The following is a 6,000-nucleotide window of genomic DNA, read 5'->3' on the forward strand; positions in this document are numbered from 1 at the left end:
AAGATATAAATGATATTTAATTCACCTGAGGCCAAGGGGGGGTAAGACTTGAAAAGAATAATTGTTTTTTCTAATGGCTACTACAATAATATGAACTTTTATAGCGAACTAATTACATCAAATGACTATATTATTTGTGCAGATGGTGGAGCAAACTATGCACTTAGCATTGGGGTTAGACCAGATATGGTGGTTGGAGACCTTGATTCTATAGATAAGACAGTATATAAGCAACTTCTTGATCTTGGTACTACAATTGAAAAATACCCTTGTGAAAAGGATATGTCAGATTTAGAAATTGCTCTAGAAAAGGCAATAGAGTACCAACCAGAAGAAATAGTGATATTTGGTGCTCTAGGTAATCGCCTTGACCAAACATTAAATAACATCAACATCCTATTGTTGCCTCTACGAAATGATATTAAAGCATCAATTGTTGATGAATACCACCAGGTACAATTATTTAATAAAAAAATAACCATCAATGGAAACTCTGATGATTATCTTTCCCTTTACCCTTTGACTGAAGACGTTTCAGGTGTTACAACTGAGGGTTTAAAATTTCCTCTAAATGGAGAAATATTATATTTTGCATCTACTCGGGGGCTAAGCAATGAGTTCATTAACAATATGGCAACTATCACCATTGAAAAGGGTTTACTCCTAGTCATAAAGGTCAAAAGAACTTGGAAGAATTAGTTACCTTAAAGCTTCTAGCAATTCTTCCTTGTAGTTTATAAACTCTTTTGTTGTAACTATCTTTCTATCTCTAGGGCGTTGTATAAAAAGAGCTGAATTACCTATTTCACGGTAATCCAGCTTTTTTATCAGCAAATTGTTAATTGGACTTTTTCTATAGCCCAAGCTTCTCTTACTTTTTGCTTAGCAACTTTTAACTTAGGCAGTATAGACCATTATCGAAAGAGCCGGATTTTGTATAAGGATTCTAAATATATGTCTAAAGTTTATAATCTTATAAATAATTAGCGCACATCATCTTTTAATCCATAATACCCATTTGCCTCTTCAATAATATCACGTATTTTAGATTTCACACCTTCTGATAATGCCTCAGGCTTATGGTTCTCAAGAATGTACCTAGCCTTTTCATAGGCTCTTTCAGTAAAGTCTTTTCCACCATTAGCCAGCCATGTACTACGCATATTTCGATCAATTAATTTACTTTGAGATTGTTCTGCCTTATAATGACGGAAAGTATGAGCATGACTCATGAATTCACCAGCGGGCCCTACCTGACTGATGACATCCACTGCCAATGTTTCTTGATTAACCTCAATTCCGCCTATTACTTTTCTTATCATTTTAATCATTTCACAATCCATGACTATTTGAGCATAATCATATGTCAGTCCACCTTCAAGCATTCCAACTCCTAGAACTAGGTTAACCCCGCCCATTGCGGATAGAACGGAACTAACGGCTTTTTCATGGGCTGCTTGGGCATCAGGAACTTTGCTGTCTGACTATCCACCTGCGCCAAAACTGGGTATTAGATAATATTTAGCAAGTTCTGCCATTGCCACACTAAGCATTCCTAGTTCAGGAGCACCTACTGGTGCTGTAGCAATCCGCAAATCCATAATGGTACTGACAGCTCCGAATGTAACAGGGGCACCTTTATGTGTTAATTGATTTAATACAATACCACCTAGAACCTCTGCCCCTTGAGTAACAAGAGTTCCTGCTAAGGTTACAGGTGCACTAGCACCAGCCATGGCCATAGACACGATATTTACCGGTAAAACTGCTCTGGCTGCTTCAACAACAACATCAGACATTTCCGGTGTTAATTGTAAAGGGCTGGTAGGACAAACGGTAGCACTATAAATAGGTCTTTCTCTTAGCTTATCCATTCCTCCTTGAATAGCAGAAGCCATCTCTACAATTTTCTTGTAATTATATCCACTATTAGGTCCAATAAAACAATGCTTTGTAGTGTTATTAAAAATTGCTTCTGCGTTATGCAATGATTGCATTTGTCCTGGATATTCATCAGAACCAACTGCTCTGTTACAAATATCCATTTCTTCTATAGCATCACAAACTAGAGCAGCATTACCAACATCTTTTTTAGTAGTCTTTCGATACTCCATGGTAAATGGGTCATATATATTAAGAGCTTCACCGAAGTTAAAAAATGCTGAACCTTTATCACCTACAACATAATCATTTTTTGGGTCTCTTCCGGCTAAGAAAAAGGTGCTGGGTGCGGAACGTATTGCATCTTCTACAACATGAGGTGGAATCTTTACAATATTTTTTTGGCGATCAACATAACATCCATTACTATAAAAAATATCTTGGGCTTCTTTACTTTCTACCTTAAGTCCAGTATAATGCAAAATTTCCAGGATAGCACAATGAATTGCATAGAGTTCATCTTCACTAAATAGATTCAGCCCGAAACCAGCAATCCTATTAAAACCTACTTGACAATTTCTTCTCAATACTATTCCTCCTGTCAAAAACCATCTTAACTCATTATTTCTTAAAAGTTTTATTAATATATGTTTTTAGATCTTTATCTAATTCATCATCAATTAATGTTTCTGGAGCGTTCTTTAATATTTCTCTATATTTTCTATTTGCGATTATTTCAATGTCCTCTGAACCATTTTTCTTCCAACCTTCATAAGATTCCCAATCACTCATAGTAGGCAGCCATCTGTCTCTGAAATGGTCAAAAGTGTCTTTATGTGTTAAATAAGATCCATTATGACCTACTTCTTGAATTAATTCTAAGGAAAGTGCCTGCTCAGAAGTATCTATCCCTTTAGAAATACATATAACCCTTCTAATTAACTCTTCATCAATAATAAACTTTTCATAGGATGTTGTCATAAGGGTATCCAGAACCCCCAAGCATTGAACAACCATATGGGCACCCCCTAGCATAGCCATTATTAAACTTTGTAGGGTTTCATACCCTGCTTGGCAGTTTATTGTTTTTGCGTCAGTAATACCACACATAGTACGAACGGGTAATTGATAAAACTCCAAGCCCATTTGTAAATTGGCAATATTCATCAACATCGTTTCTGGTGATCCTCCACAAAAACTGGCCCTTTTCATATTAGCCACATTGGAAGCAGTTGAATATACTACCGGATTACCTGGATTAATAAGCTGGGTTAATACTATTCCAGCAAGAATCTCAACATTTGTTAAAACGGCTGTTCCAAAAAGATTTATTGGACCTGATACCCCTGCCATAGCTGCAGGTGCGATAATAATTATCTGATTTCGCTTGGCATATTGTATTATGGTTTCTATTGCATCATCAGAATAAGCTAAGGGGCTTAGAGAATTAACGATTACACCTATGCAATAATTCTCTTTCAAAAAATCATTTTTCCCCATTGCAATTTCTGTCATATCAAGCATTTCTTGTGCCTGTTTGCTGTAGACGGTATGTCCAATAAGAGGTTTATCTGTATTTTTTATTGTTTCATAAAGCATATACAAATGTTTTTCGTTTGTATTAACGTCACTAGGATTTATGGGAATAGAACCAACCAAATCTATAACATCACTCGCCTGACAAAGCTTTTGAATATTACTATAATCCTGCAAAACTGCTAATCTACGACCAGCATCCAAATCCTGTATATATACGGGACCTGCATTTGGCTGTGTTAAAAACCCTTCTCCTACTATTACGGACCGGTTATTATTTCTAGCTTTCCATTTAAATGTACTAGGGCATGTCTTCAACGCATTTTCGACCATCCTTCTGGAAAGATAAACAGTTTTGTCATTAGTCTTAGCACCATGTTTTTTGAATATTTCCAATACTTCTTTATGATGAAATACTATACCCGTTTCTTGAAGAATTTTTATGGATGCGTCATGAATTCTGGTAAAGTCCTCTTTTGAAATAACTTCTAGCTTCGTTTTTAATGTCATCAAACATCCTCCCTCATATGTTGTTAAGCTAAGGTTAACATTGCGAATATTATTCGTTATTCTCTACTTCTTTGGTAGCTGCAGTATATGCCTGTGAACCTTCAATTTGAGGAGATATAACTTCTGTAACCTTTCCATCAGTTAATAGATACATACCACTACTAATAGTTTCTGCACTCATATGCCCAAAATCGCTTTTGACAGACCTCATAAAAGCCATAGCCATGATGATGAAAACAAAGACTAATGGAAGAGCTGATGTTACACACATACTTTGTAAGGGACCGAGCCCAACCAAGTAGACTAATGCCACAGTTATTAAACCACACTGGATTGCCCAATATGTTCTATGCCATCTGGCTGGTTCCAGGTTTGTTCCTCTTAAGTCTTTTGAACTAACCATAGCGCAAGTATAAGCCACAGAATCCAAAGTAGTTGCCATGAAAATCAAACCTGTAATTGTGAATACAGCAAGAACAATATTTCCAAAAGGTAATGAGGTGATTGTTTCTACAACTGCAATTTGTCCTGCATATGTCGCTCCACTTGCAATGATTTCTCTAACAGGTACTATGCCATTGACATCTTGAAAAAGTGCAAAACCACCTAAAATACCATGAATCATAAAGGTACCTGTACTACCGAATATTACTTCACCTAAAACCACCTGTCTAAGTGTTCTTCCCTTTGAAATCCTGGTAACCCATATGCCCATGAAAGGACCTATTGCCAACCACCATGCCCAGTAGAATACAGTCCACCACTGCGGGAACATGCTGTCTGTAAATGGTGCGGTCCAGGTACTCATTCTTATATAGTTTTGAAACATATTACCTACTCCATTTAGAGTTGTATCTATAATAAATAGTGTTGGGCCTACCACCAAAATAAAGGCCATAACTCCTATAACTAAATAGGCATTTAGACTGCTAAGTTTTGAAAGTCCCTTTGCTAGTCCTAAATAAACACTCACAGTAAAGATCATAGCCCAAAATACTGCTATGCCTATGTTTAACCCTAGAGTGACAGGCACACCAGTCAAATGATGAAGGGCTTCTGCTACTAGTGGGGTCCCTATACCTAAAGCTGCAACAGTACCAGCTATTGCACCAAATAAAACTAAGATATCAATTATTGAACCAAGAGGACCATCAGTATATTTACCTAAGATAGGTCTACATGCTTCACTCATTCTAACTACAGGCTTTTTACGAATATAGTAAGCATATGCAATTGGAATAGTTGGAATAGTATAAAGAGCCCAAGCCGTTGGCCCCCAATGGAACATGTTATATGAGGTGGCCCACGTAAAAGCTTCTGGGGTGCCTGGCTCAACGCCCATCGGAGGGTTAATGGCAAAATTTGCCCATTCATTAATTCCCCAGTATAGAATACCTACACCTAAACCAGCAGTAAAAAGCATTGCTCCCCAACTGAATGTCCCAAATTCAGGTTTATCATTTGGTTCTCCCAATTTAATATTTCCATATTTAGTAAATGCAACATAGCCTAAAAATAAAAAACTGGATGCCCCGACTACTAAGAAGAGCCAACCGAAATTAACTACAACAAAATTAAATGCTGCACTTGTTATGGTAGTTGCTCCTTGAGGATCCAAAAACATATAAAGACTAATCGTTAAAATAACTATTGTTAAAGGCCAAAATACTTTACCATCAATCTCTTTCATCACGACTTATGCACCTCCAAATTAATTTGATGAACCCCTAAATTCTGCATAATCTTTTCAGGATAGATACTATCAAAAAACATCACCCCCTAGCCAGAAAATATTTTTTTAATTCTTTGAAAAAATTATACAATTTCCAATTGTTTTTTACCAATTCTAAAATGTCATTAGTTTACTTGAACTAATAACTATCTGTTATAACCTATACTTATAACTTTTATAAGTACACTACATTTATCCGATGACTATCACCGCTAAGACCCCCATCTTCTAGCCTTGCACTAGTATTTCTACGCATTGCTAAAACACAATGCTAGAACTACGGTCGGCTCTGCACTAGTATTTCTACGCATTGCTAAAACACAATGCTAGAACTACGGTCG

5 protein-coding genes are annotated in these 6,000 nt (G+C 36.5%); 1 reads left to right on the top strand and 4 read right to left on the bottom strand.

Annotated elements, in window-relative coordinates; translation table 11 throughout:
• Window positions 1-48: 48 nt before the first annotated feature.
• A complete protein-coding gene (locus tag APF76_06720; protein KUO50147.1) occupies window positions 49-699 on the top strand; it encodes a hypothetical protein in 651 nt (216 codons plus the stop codon).
• A 284-nt stretch (window positions 700-983) separates the two neighbouring features.
• Here the strand turns inward: APF76_06720 and APF76_06725 are convergent, their stop codons facing one another.
• From APF76_06725 to APF76_06740, 4 genes are all read right to left on the bottom strand, one after another.
• Complete coding sequence (locus tag APF76_06725; GenBank protein KUO50148.1) at window positions 984-1,385, bottom strand: trimethylamine methyltransferase; 402 nt, start codon at window positions 1,383-1,385, stop codon at window positions 984-986.
• 99 nt (window positions 1,386-1,484) lie between these two features.
• Window positions 1,485-2,468 carry a trimethylamine methyltransferase gene (locus APF76_06730; GenBank protein ID KUO50149.1) on the bottom strand — a complete coding sequence of 328 codons (984 nt, stop codon included), beginning with the start codon at window positions 2,466-2,468 and terminating at the stop codon, window positions 1,485-1,487.
• A gap of 34 nt (window positions 2,469-2,502) precedes the next feature.
• Window positions 2,503-3,927, bottom strand: coding sequence for a trimethylamine--corrinoid methyltransferase (locus APF76_06735; GenBank protein KUO50150.1), 1,425 nt, complete (start codon window positions 3,925-3,927; stop codon window positions 2,503-2,505).
• A 49-nt stretch (window positions 3,928-3,976) separates the two neighbouring features.
• Window positions 3,977-5,617, bottom strand: a complete 1,641-nt coding sequence (locus APF76_06740; GenBank protein ID KUO50151.1) for a hypothetical protein — start codon at window positions 5,615-5,617, stop codon at window positions 3,977-3,979.
• Window positions 5,618-6,000: the final 383 nt, after the last annotated feature.

It is taken from the genome of Desulfitibacter sp. BRH_c19, assembly GCA_001515945.1.
GTDB lineage: Bacteria > Bacillota > DSM-16504 > Desulfitibacterales > Desulfitibacteraceae > Desulfitibacter.